Origin of the sequence: Micromonospora sp. BL4 (assembly GCF_003667505.1) — a bacterium.
Taxonomy (GTDB): domain Bacteria; phylum Actinomycetota; class Actinomycetes; order Mycobacteriales; family Micromonosporaceae; genus Micromonospora.
On record NZ_RCVJ01000230.1, the window covers coordinates 1 to 18,852 of the forward strand.

Here is an 18,852-nt window from a genome sequence, read left to right on the forward strand (position 1 = left end):
GGTCGGGCTCGGCCTCGGTGTTCATCGCCGACGGGTCAGACCCGGCAGCGAGGCTCAGAAAGGACAGACCGGACAGTCCCGGCAGGCCGCGCAGGTCGAGGTCCAACGGAAGGTCCTCCTCGCCCCGGTTGACCGCGAAGACGGTCAGCTCGCCGGTCTCCTCGTCGTGCACGGCGACGGTGTCGAGCACCGGAACGTCCCCGTACTTCTTGGTGTCGTAGCGCGGCGACACCGGCTCGGTGCGCAGCACGGTGCCGCGGGCGTACCGGGCGGTCAGCGCGAACGGGTGGAAGATGCTCTGCCGCCAGGCGGGTCCGCCGTTGCGGGTGCGGATCGGTGCGATCACGTTGGCCAGCTGGGCCTGGGCGGCCACCCCGACCCGGTCGGCGTGGCGGAGCAGGGTGATCAGCAGGTCACCGACGACGACCGCGTCGACCGCGGTGAAGTCGTCCTCGATCAGCGCCGGGGCCTCGACCCAGCCGCGCCGGTCCAGGTCGGCCTGGAGGCGGGACTCGTACCAGACGTTCCACTCGTCGAACGAGATCTTCAGCTTGCGCTTGTGCCGCTGCTTGGCGGCCACGTGGTCGGCGGTCGCGACCACCTCGGTGATGAAGTTGTCCATGTCGACAGCCGAGGCGAGGATGCTGGCCCGGTCACCGTCGGACGGGTCGTAGTAGGTGTGCGCCGAGATGTAGTCGACATGCTCGTAGGTGTGCTCCAGCACGGTCGCCTCCCAGGAGGCGAACGTGGGCATCCGCCGGTTGGAGCTGCCGCAGGCGATCAGGCTGATCGACGGGTCGATCATCTTCATCGCCCGGGCGGCCTCGGCGGCCAGCCGGCCGTACTCGTCGGCGGTCTTGTGGCCGACCTGCCACGGGCCGTCCATCTCGTTGCCCAGGCACCACAGCTTCACCCCGTACGGGTCCTCCGCGCCGTGCTTGCGCCGCAGGTCGGAGAGGTGCGTGCCGCCCGGGTGGTTGGCGTACTCCAGCAGGTCCAGAGCCTCCTGCACGCCGCGGGTGCCCAGGTTGACCGCCATCATCGGCTCGACACCGGCCTCGGCGGCCCAGGTCATGAACTCGTCCAGCCCGAACGCGTTCGTCTCGATCGTCTTCCAGGCCAGGTCGAGCCGGCGTGGCCGGTCGCCGACCGGGCCCACCCCGTCCTCCCAGCGGTAGCCGGAAACGAAGTTGCCGCCCGGGTAGCGGACCACTGACACGCCCAGCTCCCGGGTCAGCTCCAGCACGTCGCCGCGCAGGCCGCGGGAGTCGGCGCTGGGGTGGCCCGGCTCGTAGATCCCGCCGTAGACGCATCGCCCCATGTGCTCGACGAAGGAGCCGAAGAGACGTCGGTCGGCCGGGCCGATCGCGAAGGCCGGGTCGATCGTCAGCTGCGCGGTCCGCAAGGGTGCCACCTTTCCTCATTGCCGGTGCCGGGTGATCGCAGTCACCGCCCACCCGGCCTCCCTGCTTTCTACAACGTTGTAGGCAACGTTGTAAAGGGCTGATGACGGGGTAGGGTGCGGAGTGTTACATCGGGGAGGTTGCGGAGTGCGACACAGGCTCAAGGATGTGGCCGAACGGGCCGGCGTGTCGGTGAAGACCGTCTCCAACGTGGTCAACGGCTACGTGCATGTCCGGCCGGACACCCGGGCCCGGGTCGAGGAGGCGATCGCCGAACTCAACTACCGACCCAACCTCTCCGCCCGCCACCTGCGCAAGGGGCGCACCGGCGTGATCGCGCTGGCGGTGCCGGAACTGGACATCCCGTACTTCGCCGAACTGGCCCGCTACGTGGTCGCCGCAGCCGCCGACTTCGGCTGGACGGTGCTGATCGACCAGACCGGCGGTGGGCGTGAGCAGGAACGGGTGGTCGCCTCCGGCATCACCGACCACCTGATCGACGGCCTGATCTTCAGTCCGTTGGCGCTCACCGCGGAGGACCTGGCCGGCCTGGACAACAGGCCGATGGTGCTGCTCGGCGAGCGCGTCGACCACGGCCCCGCGGACCACGTGGTGATCGACAACGTGGGCGCGGCGCGGGAGATCACCAGCCACCTGATCGGGCTCGGCCGGCGCCGGATCGCCGCCATCGGCTCGCAGCGCACCCCGGAGGGCGCCAGCGCCCGACTGCGCCTGACCGGCTACGCCGACGCGCTGCGCGCCGCCGGCCTGGACTACGACGAGGCCCTGGTGGCGCCCGCGCCGGCCTGGCACCGCGCGGACGGCGCGGCCGCCATGCGCAGCCTGCTCACCTCCGGGGTACGCCCCGACGCCGTCTTCTGCTTCAACGACACGCTCGCCCTGGGTGCCCTGCGCGCCCTGCACGAGGCCGGCCTGCGGGTGCCCGAGGACGTGGCGGTGGTCGGCTTCGACGACATCGAGGACGGGCGGTTCTCGATCCCCACGCTGACAACCGTCGCCCCGGACAAGGCTCAGATCGCGCGGCTCGCCGTCGAACTGCTCGCCGAACGCCTCGACGGTGACCGCACCGCCTCCGCCCGCGAACTTTCCGCCCCCTATCGCCTGGAACTCCGCGAATCAACCCAGCTCCCCTGACCGCCCCACCCCGAGGGCTAGTCGAAGAATCGGGACAGGTGGGAGTTGGGGGCCGGGTCGGCGTCGGGTGGCAGCGGGGTCAGGTCGGCGAAGATGGAGGCGCCGTCGCAGCCGGCGTGCAGGGGGTACCAGCGTGGGCTGCCGGGCGGCCGGAGTTGGCAGATCCCCTTGAACGTCTGCACGTCCATCAGCCGGACGTGGGTCGGGTCGGCGACCGCGTTCACATGCCCCCACCAGGGGCTCATCACGTGCAGCACACCACCCGGTCGGAGCACCCGGTGGCACTCGTCGACCAGCGGCAGGAAGTCGATCAGGTGCTCCAGGATGTGCACCGCGAAAAGAACGTCCACCGAGTTGTCGGCCAGCGGCAGCGAGCCCGACAGGTCCGCCACCGCGTCGACCCCCGGGGCCGGGAAGATGTCCAGCCCCAGGTTGCCCGCCCACTGCTTCGTCGGCCCGCAGCCGAGGTCCACCACCACCGGCTCACGCCCGCCGACGCCGACCCGGCACCACACGCCGTAGACCCCGGCCAGCCGCCCCACCAGGTCGCGGACCAGCCGCAGCTCGGCGGGCTCGGCCACCTCCCCGCTCAGGTGGGCGACACCCCGGTCGAACCGCACCTCGACCGCCAGACCACGCAGTCGGTCATCGTGCCGGACCTGGTCCGCCCAGGCCTCAGCGAGGAACCCGTCGATCGCCCGCAGCCGGTCGGCCGAGGGCGGAGTCTGTGCCAAAGCGACCATTCGGGCCACCTCCCGCCGCGCGATACCCCGATCCGCGCCCGGTATGCCCCGCTCGTCAACCGTGTCCGTGGGCCGGCGTGCCGGTCGGTCGGCGTGTCGCAGTCCTCGAGCCGGGACTGCGGCGAGCGGTATACCTCAGAGTCATAAAAATGACTCTGAGGTATACCGCTCAACTGCGACCCGTGCCCGGCGAGGCCGGGCCGAGGCGAACCGCGCCGGGGCCCGGGTCGGGCCGGAACCGGCGTGGCCGGGCCTGGCCCGGTCGAGCCCGCCTGGCCGGACCGCGGCCAGTTCGCCGAGTGGTCGTGCTGGTCAGCCGGAGAGAGTGCGGCGGCCCGGCCGGCCGCCGCCACGCATCCGCTGGCGGGGCGGCGGGGCGGACGGCTTCGGCCGCTTGAGGTGGTAGCGGTGCAACTCGTGGTTGCCGGGCAGGGACGGGTCCTCGCTCATCGCCACCAACTCCCAGCCCTGGTCGCCGGCCCGGTTCAGGTGGGCCAGCGCCGTGTCGCCGTACGGCGTCACGTCGACCATCGAGCCGTCCGGGCCGTACCAGACGAAGACGACCTCCCAGCCCAGATCGTTGGTCGCCGCCTGGCGGCGCCGAATCAGCAGCGCGTACTCCCACTTGAGCATGGCGTCATTCTCACCCCGCGCCGGCCCGCGAGCACGGATCAATCCTCGGCGATCCGCCCGGCGTCGACCCGCAGTCGCCGGTTCGTCTCGATGGCGGCCAACATCCGCCGGTCGTGGGTGACCAGCAGCAGCGTGCCCGGATAGCTGGCCAGGGCCGACTCGAGCTGCTCGATGGCCGGCAGGTCCAGGTGGTTGGTGGGCTCGTCGAGCACCAGCAGATTGACCCCGCGTCCCTGGAGCAGCGCCAGAGCCGCCCGCGTCCGCTCGCCGGGGGAGAGGGTGGCCGCCGGCCGCGGCACGTGCGCCGCGCGCAGCCCGAACTTGGCCAGCAGGGTCCGCGCGTCCGCCGGCGACATCTCCGGTACGGCCGCCTGGAACGCGTCGATCAGCGGCACGTCGCCGAGGAACAGCCCTCGTGCCTGGTCCACCTCGCCGATCACCACCCCGGGCCCCAGAGAGGCGGTGCCGGCGTCCAGCGGCAGCCGACCGAGCAACGCGGCCAGCAGGGTGGACTTGCCCGAGCCGTTCGCCCCGGTCACCGCGACCCGGTCCGCCCAGTCGATCTGGAGGTCCACCGGGCCGAGAGTGAACCCGCCGCGGCGTACCACCGCACCGCGCAGCGTGGCCACGACGGCGCCGGCGCGGGGCGCGGCGGCGATCTCCATCCGCAGCTCCCACTCCTTGCGGGGCTCCTCGACCACGTCGAGCCGTTCGATCAACCGCTCGGTCTGCTTGGCCTTCGCGGCCTGCTTCTCGCTCGCCTCGCTCCGGAACTTTCGGCCGATCTTGTCGTTGTCGGTGGCCTTGCGGCGGGCGTTCCGGACGCCCTTCTCCATCCAGCCCCGCTGGGTGCGCGCCCGCGCCTCCAGGCCGGCCTTCGTGTCGGCGTACTCCTCGAAGTCGGCGCGGGCGTGCCGGCGGGCCACCTCGCGCTCCTCCAGGTAGGCCGCGTAGCCGCCGCCGTAGTGGTGCACCTGCTGCTGCGGCAGGTCCAGCTCCAGCACCCGGGTCACCGTGCGGGTGAGGAACTCCCGGTCGTGGCTGACCAGCACCGTGCCGGCCCGCAGCCCGGTCACGAACTCCTCCAGGCGCTCCAGCCCGGCCAGGTCCAGGTCGTTGGTCGGCTCGTCGAGCAGGAACACGTCGTAGCGGCTGAGCAGCAGCGAGGCCAGCCCGGCCCGGGCCGCCTGACCGCCGGAGAGCCCGGTCGTCGGGTGGTCCAGGTCGACGGCGAGCCCCAGGTCGGCGCTCACCTGCTCGGCGCGCTCGTCCAGGTCCGCGCCACCGAGGGCGAGCCAGCGCTCCAGCGCGTCGGCGTACGCGTCGTCGGCGCCCGCGGTCCCGGCGGTCAACGCCTCGGTCGCCTCGTCCAGCGCCGCCTGCGCGGCGGTCACCCCGGTCCGTCGGGCCAGGAACCCGCGTACCGTCTCGCCCAGCCGCCGTTCCGGCTCCTGAGGCAGGTGGCCGACGCTCGCGGTGGGCGGGCTGAGTCGGACGCTGCCGGCCTCCACCGGCAGCAACCCGGCGAGGGTACGCAGCAGCGTCGACTTGCCGGCGCCGTTCGGCCCGACCAGGCCGACCACGTCGCCGGGGGCGACGACCAGGTCCAATCCGGCGAAGAGTGGGCGTTCGCCGTGCCCGGCGGCCAGGTCCTTGACGATCATCGTGGCGCTCATCAGGACGGCAGCCTATCCGGCCGCCGGCATACGGCCGGGCCGCAGCGGGCAGACTCAACGACGTGGTGACCACACTGGCGATCGACTGCGGTGGCGGGGGCATCAAGGCGTCGGTGCTCGACGAGGCCGGCACGATGCGGGCCCGGCCGCTGCGGGTGCCGACCCCGTACCCGCTGCCGCCTGAGCTGTTCGTGCGCACCCTGCTCGACCTGGGCGGGCGGCTGCCGGCGGCCGACCGGCTGACGGTGGGCGTTCCCGGGATGATCCGGCACGGAGTGGTGGTAACCACCCCGCACTACGTGACCCGCAGCGGACCACGCAGTCGGGTCGACCCGGCCCTGGTCGCCGAGTGGTCCGGCTGGGACGCGCGGGGCGCGCTGGCCGACGCGTTCGGCGTGCCGGCGCTGGTGCTCAACGACGCCGAGGTGCACGGTGCCGGGGTGGTCGCCGGCACCGGCTGCGAGCTGGTGCTGACCCTGGGCACCGGGCTCGGTAGCGCCCTTTTCGACGGCGGGGTGCTCGCCCCGCACCTGGAGCTGTCCCACGCGCCGGTGCGGTGGGGCACCACCTACGACACGTACGTGGGCGAGCCGGAACGCCGCCGGCTCGGCGACGCCTTCTGGTCCCGGCGGATCCGCCAGGTGGTGGACGGGCTCCGCCCGGTGTTCCGGTGGGACCGGCTCTACCTGGGCGGGGGCAACTCCCGGCTGATCCGGCCCGAACAGCTCGCCCGGATGGGCGACGACGTCGTGGTGGTGCCCAACACGGCGGGGATCGTCGGCGGCGTCCGCGCGTGGGAGCTGTCCGCCGGGCGCCGGGACGCCAGAACCTGACCCGCCGGCGGCCGGAAGAGACCCGGGGAACAGTCGCCAAACGCCCAGCGTTGTGCCAGCGTCGGAACAGTGACGGCGCGACCCGAGGAGGTGGGCAGATGGATCTTCTGGCGGACTACCGGCGGGCGACCATGTTCTTCGAGACCGGTGATCCGAGCGGAGCGGCCCGACTGCTGGAGCCGATCGTGGACGCCGAACCCGGCAACGCGGCGGTCCGGCAGCTGCTGGCCCGGGCGTACTTCCAGTCGGCCCAGCTCAACCGGGCCGAGGAGCAGCTGCGGGAGCTGGTCGACCGGGACCCGAGCGACCACTACGCGCACCACGTGCTGGGCCGGACCCTGGAGCGTCTCAACCGGCACTCGGACGCGCTGCGGCACCTGCGGATCGCCGCCGCCATGTACGCGGCCAACGACGACTACCGGATCGCCCTGGAGCGGGTGGAGACCCGCCTCGGCGGCACCCGCTGACGCGGACCGGTGACGCGGACCGGTGACGTGCACGGGGCGGCCCTTCGGGGCCGCCCCGTCGTCGTGCGGCGAGCACTCCGTCGGGCGTGCCTAGGATGGCGGACATGGGACCTGACCGGCCGGGGGCTGCGGCATGAAGCTCAAGCTGGACCTGCACGAGATCTTCAACAAGGGCCAGGACATCGACCGCGCGTTGCGCGGGATCATGGACGAGGCGGTGGCGAAGAAGGCCACCCTCGTGGAGATCATTCCGGGTAAGGGGTCGGGCCAGCTCAAGAAGCGGGTGCTGCGGTTCCTCGACCAGAAGGACGTCAAGCAGCTCTATCACCGGGTGGAGAAGGACTCCAAGAACTTCGGCCGGCTCTTCGTGCACTTCCGCTGGAAGTAACACCGGCGATCAGTGGCCCGGCGGAGAGGCTCCACCGGACCACCGAACCGACCGTCAGATGGGGTAGGTACGGGCGACCGCCAGCATTTCGGAGCTGTGCGAACCGACGACGCCGACGGCCGGCGGCCGGGCGCGGAAGCCGGGCAGCGCGTCCAGCCCGTCGCTGGCGTCCATCGCCCGCAGCGCCACCTGCCCGGCGATCGGCCGCACGGTCAGGGTGACCTCGATCCCCTCCGTCGGCGGGGCGTGGAACACCAGCCCGAAGCCCCACTTCCCCTCCCGGGGCTCCACCGGCACCGACCGGCCGGCGACCTCGGCCCGCAACACGGTGGCGGTCGACGTGTCGACGTGCAGGGTGGCCAGCCGGACCGCCCGCTGCGGGGTGAGCCGCAGCCGGAGCGTGCGTTCAGCGCCAGACCCCGAGCCGGAGCCCGAGTCGGCGAGCACGTCCAGCTTCGGCGCCGGCAGGTTCGCGGCCTGCGCCGGGCCGGTCCGTAGTTCACCGTCGCCGAGCCCGGGGAAGTCGTCGCGAACGTCGGTCACCCCGTCCACGTAGTCGTCCGTCCACGGCTGCGGGTCGGTCTCGTGGCTCAGCCAGCGGGCCTGGCCGGTGCCGGCGTCCATGGCGTACATCAGGTGGGTGGGCGCGGGGTGGGCGGCGTCGAACCGGTCGACGGCCAGCCCGACCCCGGCGAGCACCACCGCCGCCAGCGCGGCGGCCCCGGCCGGCAGTACCGCGAGCCGCCGGGCCCGCAGCGCGCGCAGCGCCCGCTGGCCGCCGGCCTGCGGGTGCAGCAGGTCGACCACCGGAAGGGCGGTCAGGCCGAGCAGCACCGCGACCAGCGCGGCCACCCCGCCCATCGCCATTCCCAGCGCGGGGAAGAGCAGCACCACGGTGGGCAGCAGGATGACCACACCGACCGCTCCGGCGGCGGTCACCGCCACCACCGGCCACGGCCCGGTCTGCCAGGTGCGCAGCGCGAGCAGGCCGCCGAGCGCGCCGGCGAGGGCCGGCAGGGTGGTGAGGTACGCCCCGCCGGGCACCGCCACGGCGAGCAGCACGCCGAGCAGGGCCAGCCAGGCCAGCCCGCCGACGGCGAGCGCGGCCGGCCCGATCCGGCGGCGGGTCAGCGCGTACCAGGTGAACAGGATGGCGGCGGCCAGCGCCAGTACGGACAGCCGGTACCAGATCGGCCGGTACGGGTCGAGCAGTTCGGCGTACCCCGGTCGGATCGCGGTGATCGCCATCCAGAGCAGTTGCGCGGCCAGTGGCGCGGCCACGATCGGCACCAGGGCCAGCCCGAAGCCGGCGGCGAGCCGGCCGGTGCTGGCCCGGCCCCGCCGGAGGGTCAGCCAACCCAGCGCGGCCACCGCGAGCACCGCGAGCAGGGCCAGCGGCAGGGTGAGCCAGCCGGGGTAGCGGACCAGCCCGCCGGGGACCGGGAAGTAGGTGGCGTCGTGCCCGGAGCGCAGGTCGGTCAGGTCGGTGCGACCGAACTCCCGGGCCAGGCCCAGCGCGTTGTCCCCGTGCTGCTGGAGACTGCCGCGGTCCATCGCCGCCGGGGTGTCCAGCGGCGTGTGGTAGATCGCGGCGCCGTCGATGTACGCCGAGTTCAGCCCGACGAACTTCCGGTCCAGGAACGCGGTGAAGTCGGTGTCGTTGGGCAGCGCGCGGTAGATCTCCACCGCGAAGGAGGTGCCGACCGGGTGCGGGGCGGCACGGCCGAAGACGTCCACCAGCTTCGCGTTGTTCCGGGACGTCTCGAACATGATCACCGGGCCGGTGGAGCCACGCGCCTCCAGGTTGAGCACCACGCCGCCGTCGGCGGCCAGCGGGTGACTGGCGGCGAACGCGGACGCGCCGCAGAGGCAGGCCTCCTCGGCGTCGGTCAGCACGAAGACGATGTCGTTGCGCGGCCGGGGGCCCGCGGCCAGCGCCCGGGCCACCTCCAGGATCGCCGAGGTGCCGGCGGCGTCGTCGTTGCCACCCGGGCCGGTCTGCACCGAGTCGTAGTGGGCCACCAGGAAGACCCGGCCGGTCGGGTCGGTGCCGGGCAGCCGGGCCACCACGTTGCGGACCCGGGCCAGGGTGGCCCCGCCCGCGGCCCCGCTGAGCTGGCCGGCTTCCGGGGCGACCGTGTCCTGCACGTCGGTCTCCAGGCCCAGGCCGCGTAGCTGCTGCTCGATGTGCGCGCGGACCTGGTCGTTGGCCGGGCTGCCGGCGACATGCGATCGGGCCGCGATGACCTGGACGTCCTCGTACGCCCGGCCGGCGCTGAACTCGTTGACGGGCGCGTCGGCCGGTGCCGGGGCCGGGGTGCGCAGGTCGAGCAGGCTGCCGGCGCCGACGGCGACCAGCGCGACGAGGGCGGCCGCGGCGGCCGCGAGCCGCCGGCGGGGCCGGGCCAGCGCGCGGTCGGCGGCGGGTACGCCCGGACCCGGACGGACCGGCGCGCCGGTCGTGGCGGGGGTGGGAGGTGCGCCCACGGGAACTCCTCGGGGATGGTGGGGCCTGGGGTGGCATCATCCTGCCCTCCGGCAGCCCCGGGTGGGACGGCCGGTCGGGCAGTGGTCGGGTGGGACGGCCGGACGCCCGAGCGTCCGTCGCGCCCGGTTTGTCCTTCGGCGGGCAGTGATGCGGCCCATCCCCTGCCGCGCCGAGGCCGTCGTGTTGTGTGCGACCGTTGTCTAATACAGGATCAGCAGGGCACTCGGAAGGAGCCCGACATCACCAGCGAACTCCCGCGTCTCGCGGCGGTGACCCGGCCGTACCGGGGAGTCGGCACGGCCGGTTCCCCCGTCGTGCCATACCCGCACGGCGGCCTGTCGCGGCACGCCAACCTGCCGCCGGGTGAGCGGTTGCGGGTGCTGCTGGTGGAGGACGACGAGGGCGACGCCTTCCTGGTCGGTGAGCTGCTCGCCGAAACGAACTCGATGATCGAGCTGTTGGTCGCCAGCAGCCTCAGCGAGGCGCGGCAGCGGATGACCGACATCGACTGCGTCCTGCTCGACCTGGGCCTGCCGGACGCGCAGGGGCTGGACGGGCTGCGTCAGGTGCTGGAGATGTCCAGTGGCGCCGCCGTCTGCGTGCTGACCGGCCGCTCGGACGAGCACCTGGGCATCGTGGCCGTCGCCGAGGGCGCGCAGGACTACCTGGTCAAGGGCCAGGTCGACGGGGTGTTGCTGACCCGGGCGCTGCGCTACGCGGTGGAGCGCAAACGCGCCGACGTGAACGCCCGCCGGCTGCGCGAGGTCGAGCTGCGCCAGGCCGAGTCGGCTCGGCTCGAGCGCGGCCTGCTGCCCCAGCCGCTGATGTCGACCGACCAGGTGGCGGTGCACACCTTCTACCGGCCGGGCCGGCACGCCGCGCTGATCGGCGGGGACTTCTTCGACGTGGTGCAGACGAGTCCGGACCGTATCGACCTGATCGTCGGCGACGTCTGCGGGCACGGCGTGGACGAGGCCGCGCTCGGCGTGGAACTGCGGGTCGCCTGGCGGGCCCTGGTGCTGGCCAAGGTGCCGGACGACGAGGTGCTGCCCGCGTTGGAGCAGGTGCTGATGAGCGAGCGCCGTCTCCAGGAGATCTTCGCGACGGTGGCCACCGCCCGACTGGACCTGGACGCCAACCGGGCCACCGTCCGGCTCGCCGGGCATCCGCCGCCGCTGCTGCTCACCAACGGCCGGGTCGCTCCGGTGCCCGCGCCCGGTGGCCTGCTGCTGGGCGTACGACCCCGCCGGCCGATCGCCTACGACCTGGAGTTCGACACCGATGACTGGTCCCTGCTGATGTACACCGACGGCCTGATCGAGGGACGGGTGGGCGCCGGCAACGAAAGGCTCGACGTGCCGGGTCTGAGTGGGCTGCTCGACGAGCCGGCCAACCGCGAGGTGGCACTGCCGGACCTGCCGGCCTGGTTGGTCGGCAGAGCCGAGCAGATCAACGGTGGCCCGCTCGCTGACGACGTGGCCATGCTGCTGGTCAGCCGTGGCGGTGGCCGGTGACGCCGGTGGTCAACACCTGGAGTCTGCGCCGCCGGGTCATCACCCTGCTCGCCGTCGTGGGCATGCTGCTGATCGGCCTGGCTGCGGCCGAGGCGGCTATGGCCGCCCGCAACCGCACCCAGATCGACGCCATCCTGAACGAGACCGGCCCGCTGCGGGTGCAGTCGCAGGAGCTGCTCAACGCGGTGCTCGACCAGGAGACGGCGGTCCGCGGGTACGCGGTCAGCGGCGACCCGAACGACCTAACCCCGTACCAGGCGGGGCTCGACCAGGAGAAGAACGTCGTCGCCGCGATGCGGGCGCTGCTCGACAACTACCCGCAGGTCGGCCAGGAGCTGCGGATCGTCGAGGAGCGGGCCGAGCAGTGGCGGCAGTCGGTGGCGGTGCCGGTGATCACCACCACCGAGCAGAGCGGCACCAGCGCCGGCCAGGCACTGGTCACCGAACGGGCCCGGCAGCAGTTCGATCAGGTCCGGGCGGCGATCGAGGACCTCCAGGCGGAGATCCTGACGGCCCGGGAGCAGTCCGCGGAGGACGTACGCAACAGCAGCAACGTGCTGGTGGTGCTGCTGATCGTCGCCGCGTTGGTGGTGGTCGTCGCCGGCGCGGTGCTGCTGCTCTCGCTGGACCGGATGGTGGTCCGGCCGTTGGTCGGGCTCGCCGACCAGGTCCGCGAGGTCGCCAAGGGCGACTACCAGCACGGCATCGCCATCACCGGCCCGCCGGAGTTCGTCCAACTCGGCGCGGACGTGGACGCGATGCGCCAGAAGATCGCCTCCGACCTGGCCGAGGTTCGGGAGGCCCGCGAGCGCATCGAGTGGGTCAACAGTCAGCTCCAGAAGCAGGCCGAGGAGCTGACCCGGTCCAACCGTGACCTGGAGCAGTTCGCGTACGTGGCCTCGCACGACCTTCAGGAGCCGCTGCGCAAGGTCGCCAGCTTCTGTCAGTTGCTGCAGCGCCGCTACGCCGGTCAGCTCGACGAGCGGGCCGACCAGTACATCGCCTTCGCGGTGGACGGCGCGCAGCGGATGCAGCGTCTGATCAACGACCTGCTGGCGTTCTCCCGGATCGGCCGGCTCACCACCGGCTTCAGCGAGGTCGACCTGAACAAGGTGATGGGCGACGTGGCGGGCCAGACCGAGGCCGCCCGGCAGTACGCCGACGCCGAACTGACCTGGACCGAGCTGCCGGTGATCCGTGGCGAGGAGCCGCTGCTCACCAACCTGCTGGCCAACCTGGTCAGCAACTCGATCAAGTTTCGCCGTCCGGACGTGCCGCCGAAGGTGCACGTCTCGGCGCGGCTGGTCGGTGCCGAGTGGGAGATCAGCTGCCAGGACAACGGCATCGGGATCGAGCCGGAGTTCGCCGACAAGATCTTCGTGATCTTCCAGCGGCTGCACTCGAAGGACGCGTACCCGGGCACCGGCATCGGCCTGGCCATCGCCAAGAAGATCGTGGAATACCACGGCGGCCGGGTCTGGGTGGACACGGACGTGCCGGAGGGCACCACCATCCGGTTCACCCTGCCGGCGCTGCCGGAGGACGTCGAGGCGGCAGCCGCCGCCGACTCGCCGGAGTCGACGCAGGCGGCTGCGGCCGGTGTCGCGACCGACGACTCCGCGCCTTCGGATGAGACGCCGGCAACGCCCCCGGAGCAGTCCGCCGGGGCGGACCGGCCGGACCGGGCCGACGGATCCCCGGAAGGCGGTAGAACGGGTGACATGAGGGAGACGGTGGGATGACCGCGCCGGCGGACGGCAAGAGCCCGATCGAGGTCCTGCTCGTGGAGGACGATCCGGGTGACGTGTTGATGACCCAGGAGGCGTTCGAGGAGCACAAGCTGCGCAACCGGCTCACCGTCGTGTCCGACGGCGCCGAGGCGCTCGCCTACCTGCGGCAGGAGGGCCAGTACGCCGACGCCGTGACGCCCGACCTGATCCTGCTCGACCTCAACCTGCCCCGCCGGGACGGCCGGGAGGTGCTGGAAGAGATCAAGAAGGACGAGGAGCTGCGTCGGATCCCGGTCGTGGTGCTCACCACCTCGCAGGCCGACGAGGACATCCTGCGCAGCTACCAGCTGCACGCCAACGCCTACGTGACCAAGCCGGTGGACTTCGAGCGCTTCATCTCGGTGGTCCGCCAGATCGACGAGTTCTTCGTCAGCGTGGTCAAGCTGCCGCCGCGTGGCTGACGCCCTGCTCGACGACGTCGGTGACCTGCTCCGGGAGGCCGCCGACCAGGTCGTGCTGCCGCTGTTCCGCAAGCTCGACGACGCCGACGTGTCGGAGAAGGCGCCCGGTGAGATCGTCACCGTCGCGGACCGCCGCGCCGAGGAGCTGATCGCCGCTGGGCTGCGCCAGCTGCGGCCGGGCTCGCTGGTGGTCGGCGAGGAGGGCGTCGCCGAAGATCCGGGGCTGCTGCGGCACCTGCGCGACGGCGGGGACGTCTGGCTGGTCGACCCGGTCGACGGCACGGCCAACTTCGCCGCCGGCCGCCGGCCGTTCGCGCTGATGGTGGCGCTGCTGACCGAGGGGCGGCCGGTCGCCGGCTGGATCCTCGACCCGCTGGGCGGGATCCTGGCCAGCGGCCGGGCCGACGACGGCACCCTGCTCAACGGCCGGCCGGTGGGCGACACCGCTTCCGTGCCGCGACCGGGCGAGCTGCGCGGCGCCGCGATGACCCGGTTCCTGCCGCCGGACACCCGGGACCGGGTCCGTGCCGGTGGTCGGCGGCTCGGTGAGCTGCTGCCCGGCCAGCACTGCGCCGGCCGGGAGTACCTGGACATCCTCACCGGTGAGCAGCAGTTCACCCTCTTCTGGCGCACCCTGCCGTGGGACCATGCCCCAGGCGCCCTGCTGGTCCGCGCGGCCGGCGGCGTCGCCCGCCGGTTCGACGGCGTCGACTACCACCCGGCGGACGAGGGCCACGGCCTGCTCGTCGCGGCCAACGAAGAGGTCTGGGCCGAGGTGCACGACGCCCTGCTCGGCACCTGATCCGCGCACTCCGCGACCGTGGTGGCACGCTGCGTCGACACCGGCGCCGCGGGGCGGTCAGGGGGCTGGTCACCGGGACGGCTTCCGGTATCGTGACCGGCGGTCTCCGCCAGCAGGCCGCCGATCGGCGCCGGCGGGGACGCCGCCGCGCAGGGGTTCAGCGGGGGCCGGCGGTCGACGGAAGGACGCTTTCGTGCCCAGGACCAGGCTCAGCCGGCGCGGTCGCCGCGCACTGCTCGCTCTCGTCGCCGCCGTCGCGCTGGTGTTCGCCGGTGGAGCGGTGCCCGCGTACGCGGAACCCGGCGAGGGCGGCAGCAAGAAGCTGCAGGACGCGCTGGAGCTGACCGCCAAGGGTCACATCGAGGCGAAGGCCAAGCTGAACAACTCCAAGCGTCGACAGACGGCGCTCACCGCCGAGCTGAAGAGCGTCGAGGGCCGGCTGGTGGGGCTCACCGCCCAGGTGGGCGAGGTGGCCGCGCAGTCGTACCGCGCGGGTCGGCTCACCCCGGTGTCGATGCTGCTCAACTCCGCCGACCCGCAGATGTTCCTGCAACGCGCGGCCGACCTGGACCTGATGGCCCAGCGCGACGGCAAGCGGCTGCGCACCCTGACCGACGCCCGGCAGCAGGCGCAGCAGGCCAAGCTCGCCATCGACGCGGAGGTCCGCGAGCAGGCGAAGCAGCTCGCCGTGATGGCGAAGAAGAAGAAGGAGGCCGAGGCGGCGCTCGCCGAGGTCAGCTCAGGCAGCAGCAACGGCTTCAGCGGCGGCAGCTCCGCCTCGGCCAAGCCGGCGCCGCGCAACTCGGACGGATCGTGGCCGTCGGAATCCTGCTCCGTGAAGGACCCGACCACGTCCGGCTGCATCACCCCGCGCACCCTCAACGCCCTGAAGCAGACCCAGGCGGCCGGATACAAGCGGCACGTCTCCTGCAAACGCAGCGGCGGCGGTGGCGAGCACCCGAAGGGACGGGCCTGCGACTTCGCGGCCGCCACCAACGGCTTCGAGGACCGCAACGCGACCGGCGGCGACAAGGCGTACGGGGACAGCCTGGCCGCCTGGCACGTGCGCAACGCCGACCGGCTGGGTGTGCTCTACGTGATCTGGTACAGGCAGATCTGGCATCCCGGCACCGGGTGGCGCTCGTACAGCGGCAGCGGCAGCCCGGCCGCGAGCCACACGAACCATGTTCATCTCTCGATGTACTGACCCGCAGCACCAGGTTGGCTGCGTACCATCGCGACGATGAACTCCCCACCGTCCGATGTAGCGGCCCCGCCGGCTTCCCCGGCCTCGCCCGTGCCGGTCACCGGCCGGGCGCTGCCCAACGGCCTGGCCGCGTTCCTGGTCTTCTTCTCCAGCGGCGCCGTTCTGGTGCTGGAGACCGTCGCGCTGCGCCTGGTCGGCCCGTACGTCGGGGTGACCCTCCAGGTGACCAGTTCGGTGATCGGCATCGCGTTGGCCGCGATCGCGTACGGGGCGTGGTCCGGCGGATGGCTGGCTGACCGGCGCGACCCGCGGGGTCTGCTGGCGCCGGCGCTGGTGCTGGCCGGCATCGCCACCGCGATCACCCTGCCCGTGGTCCGGTACGCCGGTGAGGTGCTGCGCGGCGGTGCCGCCAGTGCCATCCTGTTGCTGGTGGCGCTGGCCGTGTTCGTGCCGGCGGCGCTGCTCGCCGCGGTCACCCCGCTGGTCGTGAAGCTTCAGCTCGCCGACCTGCGCCGGACCGGCCAGGTGGTCGGCCGGCTCTCCGGGATCGGCACCCTGGGCGGCATCACCGCCACGCTGCTCACCGGCTTCGTGCTGGTCGCCGCGCTGCCCAGCACGGTGATCCTGCTGGCGCTGGCGGTGGCGCTCGGACTGGCCGGCATCGGCCTCGGCTGGTACCTGCGCCGACAGTCGCGCACCCAACTGCCCGGTCCGGCCAGGACCCGGGCCGCGCTGGCGGTGCTTGGCCTGGTCGGGGCGGGGCTGACCACCGTCGCGCCGAACCCGTGCGACATCGAGACGGCGTACCACTGCGCCCGGGTGACGGCGGACCCGGACCGGCCCAGCGGGCGGACGTTGCTGCTCAACTCGGCCCAGCACTCGTATGTGGACCTGACCGACCCGAAGCACCTGGAGTACGCGTACACGAAGTGGATCGGCGCGGTCGCCGACGTGTTCGCGCCGGCCGGGCAGCGGTTGGACTCGCTGCACCTGGGCGGCGGCGGGTTCACCGTGCCGCGCTACCTGAGCGCCACCCGGCCGGGCACCGACAACGTGGTGTTCGAGATCGACGGCGGGCTGGTCGAGCTGGGCGAGCGGGAGTTGGGCGTACGCCCGGGGCCGGAGCTGCGGGCGGAGGTGGGCGACGCCCGGATGCTGGTCGTCGGTGAGCCGACCGACAGCCGCGACCTGGTGGTCGGTGACGCGTTCGGTCACCTGGTGGTGCCCTGGCACCTGGCCACCCGCGAGATGGCCGCCGAGGTCCGGCGGGTGACCCGCCCGGGTGGGGTGTACGTGCAGAACGTCATCGACTACCCGCCGCTGCGGTTCATCCGCGCCGAACTGGCCACGGTGGCCGCCGAGTTCGCGCACGTCGCGTTGATCGCCCCGCCGGAGGCGCTCGCCGAGGAGCAGGGCGCGAACTTCCTCATCGTCGCCTCCGACGCGCCGCTGCCGGTGGCCGCCGTCCGCGCCCGGCTGGACGAGGTTGACCGGGGGGTCAGCCTGCTCTCCGGCGCGGATCTGACGGACTTCACCGGGGACGCGCTGGTGCTGACCGACGACTTCGCGCCGGTGGATCAGCTGCTCGCCACCGCCTGATCGGGTGACATTTGGGACCGAATTCGATACCTGAGGTGTAGTCGGGCCGCCACTGGGCAACAACGGCCACCATGGGCGGTGGGGACCGGAACGGCGCGCAACTCCTCGATGAGCGGTACCGGCTGATCGAGCAGCTCGGCGCGGGCGGCATGTCGGTGGTCTGGCGGGGCTACGACGAGGTGCTCGGCCGGCAGGTCGCGGTGAAGGTGCTCGCGTCCCGGCTGGCCAGCGACCGGGCCTTCCGGCACCGGATCCGCATCGAGGCGCAGGCCGCCGCGCGGCTCTGCCACCCGAACATCACCAACGTGTACGACTACGGGGAGTCCGTGCGGGCCGGCCTCACCGTGCCGTACGTGGTGATGGAGCTGGTCGACGGCGGTTCCCTGGCCGGCCGGCTGGGCCGGGAGGGGCGGCTGCCGTGGCGGGAGGCGGTGACCATCGGCGCGGAGGTCAGCTCGGCGCTGGCCACCGCGCACGCCCGGGGCGTGGTGCACCGGGACGTCACCCCGGGCAACGTGATGCTCACGTCGACCGGGGTCAAGGTGGTCGACTTCGGCATCTCCGCGCTGGTGGGCGAGAGCGAGAAGGGCCCGGACGGGGCACTGCTGGGCACACCCGCGTACCTCGCACCGGAGCGGCTGGACAACGGTCAGGTCTCCCCGGCCACCGACGTGTACGCCGTCGGGCTGCTGCTCTACCGGATGCTCACCGGCCGGCTGCCCTGGCAGGCGAGCACGACCACACAGATGCTGCGCGCGCACATGTACAACGACCCCGACCCGATGCCGGAGGTGCCGGGGCTGCCCGACGAGGTGACCGACCTGGTGCGGCGCTGTCTGGCCAAGCAGCCCGGGGAACGGCCGACCACCGCCGAAGTGGCCGGTACCCTCGCCGACGCGGCCGGAATGCTGGCGGCGGTGCCGGTCTCGCCGGCCGCCGGGCCGCTCGACGCGGCCGCGCTGGCCAACGCGGGCACCACGATCCTGCCCTGGTCGGCGGAGACCGACGCGTTGCCGCTGTCCCGTACCCGTAACCGGAGCAGGCGGGTGACCAGACGTCGGCGGGTCGAGGCCGGGGTGGCCGCCGCAAGCCTGCTCGCGGTCACCGGCGCACTGTGGGGGGTCACCTCGCGCAGCCCGGCCAGCGGCGGGGACCAGCCGCCGACCGAGGCCCGGATGGGTCTGCCGAAGGCGGCGCCCTGCGAGGTGGCGTACGCGCTGCGCGCGGACTCCGGCAAGGACTTCGCCGCCGAGCTGACCCTGACGAACACCGGCGGCAGCGCGCTTCGTGACTGGACGATGAGCTTCACCTTCCCCGGTCAGCAGACGGTGACGAAGGCGGAGCCGACCTCGGTGCACCAGCAGGGCCGCACGGTGCTGATCCGACCGGCGGCCCAGCGCACCATCCTGGCGCCCGGCGCGGCCGAGAAGCTCACCCTGACGGGGAGGTACAGCGGGGCGAACCCGCTGCCGGTGGAGTTCCGGCTCGGCGACGCGACCTGCGGGGTACGGGTCTCCGGGGTGGCCGGCAGCACGCCGTCCACCGCCCCGCCGAGCAAGGCCGCCACGACGAGCAAGGCCGCCACGACGAAGGCCCCGCCCAGGGCGGCGACGGTCCGGGGCGGCTCCGGTGGATCCGGCTCGGGTGGGTCCGGGCCGGGCAGCGCCCCGAAGGCCAAGCCCGAGAAGCCCGGCAAAGGCAAGGGGCCGGGTGGTGGTTCGGGAAAAGGGGGAAAGTGACCAAGGGTGAGGGG

Annotated in this window: 15 protein-coding genes and 1 pseudogene; 11 read left to right on the forward strand and 5 right to left on the reverse strand. The window is 72.9% G+C overall.

Annotated elements, in window-relative coordinates:
* A partial coding sequence (locus EAD89_RS28530; RefSeq protein ID WP_147458887.1) for an alpha-N-arabinofuranosidase occupies positions 1-1,405 on the reverse strand: 1,405 nt, incomplete at its 3' end.
* Between the two features lie 145 nt (positions 1,406-1,550).
* Between EAD89_RS28530 and EAD89_RS28535 the strand changes: the two genes are divergently transcribed.
* Entirely contained in the window at positions 1,551-2,558 is a 1,008-nt protein-coding gene (locus EAD89_RS28535; RefSeq protein WP_121677864.1) for a LacI family DNA-binding transcriptional regulator, read from the forward strand.
* Between the two features lie 17 nt (positions 2,559-2,575).
* Here EAD89_RS28535 and EAD89_RS28540 read toward each other — a convergent pair whose 3' ends face one another.
* The 3 genes and pseudogenes from EAD89_RS28540 to EAD89_RS28550 all read right to left on the reverse strand — a co-directional run bounded on the left by EAD89_RS28540 (position 2,576) and on the right by EAD89_RS28550 (position 5,610).
* Positions 2,576-3,301 (reverse strand): methyltransferase domain-containing protein, encoded by a 726-nt coding sequence (locus EAD89_RS28540; RefSeq protein ID WP_121677865.1) that lies wholly within the window; start codon positions 3,299-3,301, stop codon positions 2,576-2,578.
* Between the two features lie 387 nt (positions 3,302-3,688).
* A pseudogene (locus EAD89_RS28545) lies at positions 3,689-3,934 on the reverse strand (hypothetical protein); the annotation flags it as partial.
* Positions 3,935-3,972: 38 nt separating this feature from the next.
* Positions 3,973-5,610 (reverse strand): ABC-F family ATP-binding cassette domain-containing protein, encoded by a 1,638-nt coding sequence (locus EAD89_RS28550; protein WP_121677867.1) that lies wholly within the window; start codon positions 5,608-5,610, stop codon positions 3,973-3,975.
* Positions 5,611-5,672: 62 nt separating this feature from the next.
* On the opposite strand from EAD89_RS28550, the gene EAD89_RS28555 reads away from it, so the two are divergent.
* From EAD89_RS28555 to EAD89_RS28565, 3 genes are all read left to right on the forward strand, one after another.
* Entirely contained in the window at positions 5,673-6,443 is a 771-nt protein-coding gene (locus EAD89_RS28555) for an ROK family protein (protein WP_121652251.1), read from the forward strand.
* 98 nt (positions 6,444-6,541) lie between these two features.
* A complete protein-coding gene (locus EAD89_RS28560; protein ID WP_121652252.1) occupies positions 6,542-6,910 on the forward strand; it encodes a M48 family metallopeptidase in 369 nt (122 codons plus the stop codon).
* A gap of 133 nt (positions 6,911-7,043) precedes the next feature.
* A complete protein-coding gene (locus EAD89_RS28565; RefSeq protein WP_007465523.1) occupies positions 7,044-7,298 on the forward strand; it encodes a Smr/MutS family protein in 255 nt (84 codons plus the stop codon).
* A gap of 54 nt (positions 7,299-7,352) precedes the next feature.
* On the opposite strand, the gene EAD89_RS28570 is transcribed toward EAD89_RS28565, so the two are convergent.
* Entirely contained in the window at positions 7,353-9,785 is a 2,433-nt protein-coding gene (locus tag EAD89_RS28570; RefSeq protein ID WP_233579227.1) for a M28 family peptidase, read from the reverse strand.
* A 315-nt stretch (positions 9,786-10,100) separates the two neighbouring features.
* Between EAD89_RS28570 and EAD89_RS28575 the strand changes: the two genes are divergently transcribed.
* The 7 genes from EAD89_RS28575 to EAD89_RS28605 all read left to right on the forward strand — a co-directional run bounded on the left by EAD89_RS28575 (position 10,101) and on the right by EAD89_RS28605 (position 18,838).
* On the forward strand, positions 10,101-11,300 hold the full coding sequence (locus tag EAD89_RS28575; RefSeq protein ID WP_121655898.1) for a PP2C family protein-serine/threonine phosphatase: 1,200 nt from the start codon (positions 10,101-10,103) through the stop codon (positions 11,298-11,300).
* Positions 11,297-13,042, forward strand: coding sequence for an ATP-binding protein (locus tag EAD89_RS28580; protein WP_121677868.1), 1,746 nt, complete (start codon positions 11,297-11,299; stop codon positions 13,040-13,042). Before EAD89_RS28575 ends, EAD89_RS28580 begins: the two co-directional genes overlap by 4 nt.
* Positions 13,039-13,491, forward strand: a complete 453-nt coding sequence (locus tag EAD89_RS28585; RefSeq protein WP_121655896.1) for a response regulator — start codon at positions 13,039-13,041, stop codon at positions 13,489-13,491. Before EAD89_RS28580 ends, EAD89_RS28585 begins: the two co-directional genes overlap by 4 nt.
* Positions 13,484-14,293, forward strand: coding sequence for an inositol monophosphatase family protein (locus EAD89_RS28590; RefSeq protein WP_121677869.1), 810 nt, complete (start codon positions 13,484-13,486; stop codon positions 14,291-14,293). The genes EAD89_RS28585 and EAD89_RS28590 overlap by 8 nt, the downstream gene beginning before the upstream one ends.
* Before the next feature lie 193 nt (positions 14,294-14,486).
* Positions 14,487-15,500, forward strand: a complete 1,014-nt coding sequence (locus tag EAD89_RS28595) for a hypothetical protein (RefSeq protein ID WP_121655894.1) — start codon at positions 14,487-14,489, stop codon at positions 15,498-15,500.
* A 36-nt stretch (positions 15,501-15,536) separates the two neighbouring features.
* Positions 15,537-17,099, forward strand: a complete 1,563-nt coding sequence (locus EAD89_RS28600; RefSeq protein WP_233579228.1) for a fused MFS/spermidine synthase — start codon at positions 15,537-15,539, stop codon at positions 17,097-17,099.
* Between the two features lie 71 nt (positions 17,100-17,170).
* Positions 17,171-18,838 (forward strand): serine/threonine-protein kinase, encoded by a 1,668-nt coding sequence (locus EAD89_RS28605; RefSeq protein WP_121677871.1) that lies wholly within the window; start codon positions 17,171-17,173, stop codon positions 18,836-18,838.
* Positions 18,839-18,852 lie beyond the last annotated feature (14 nt).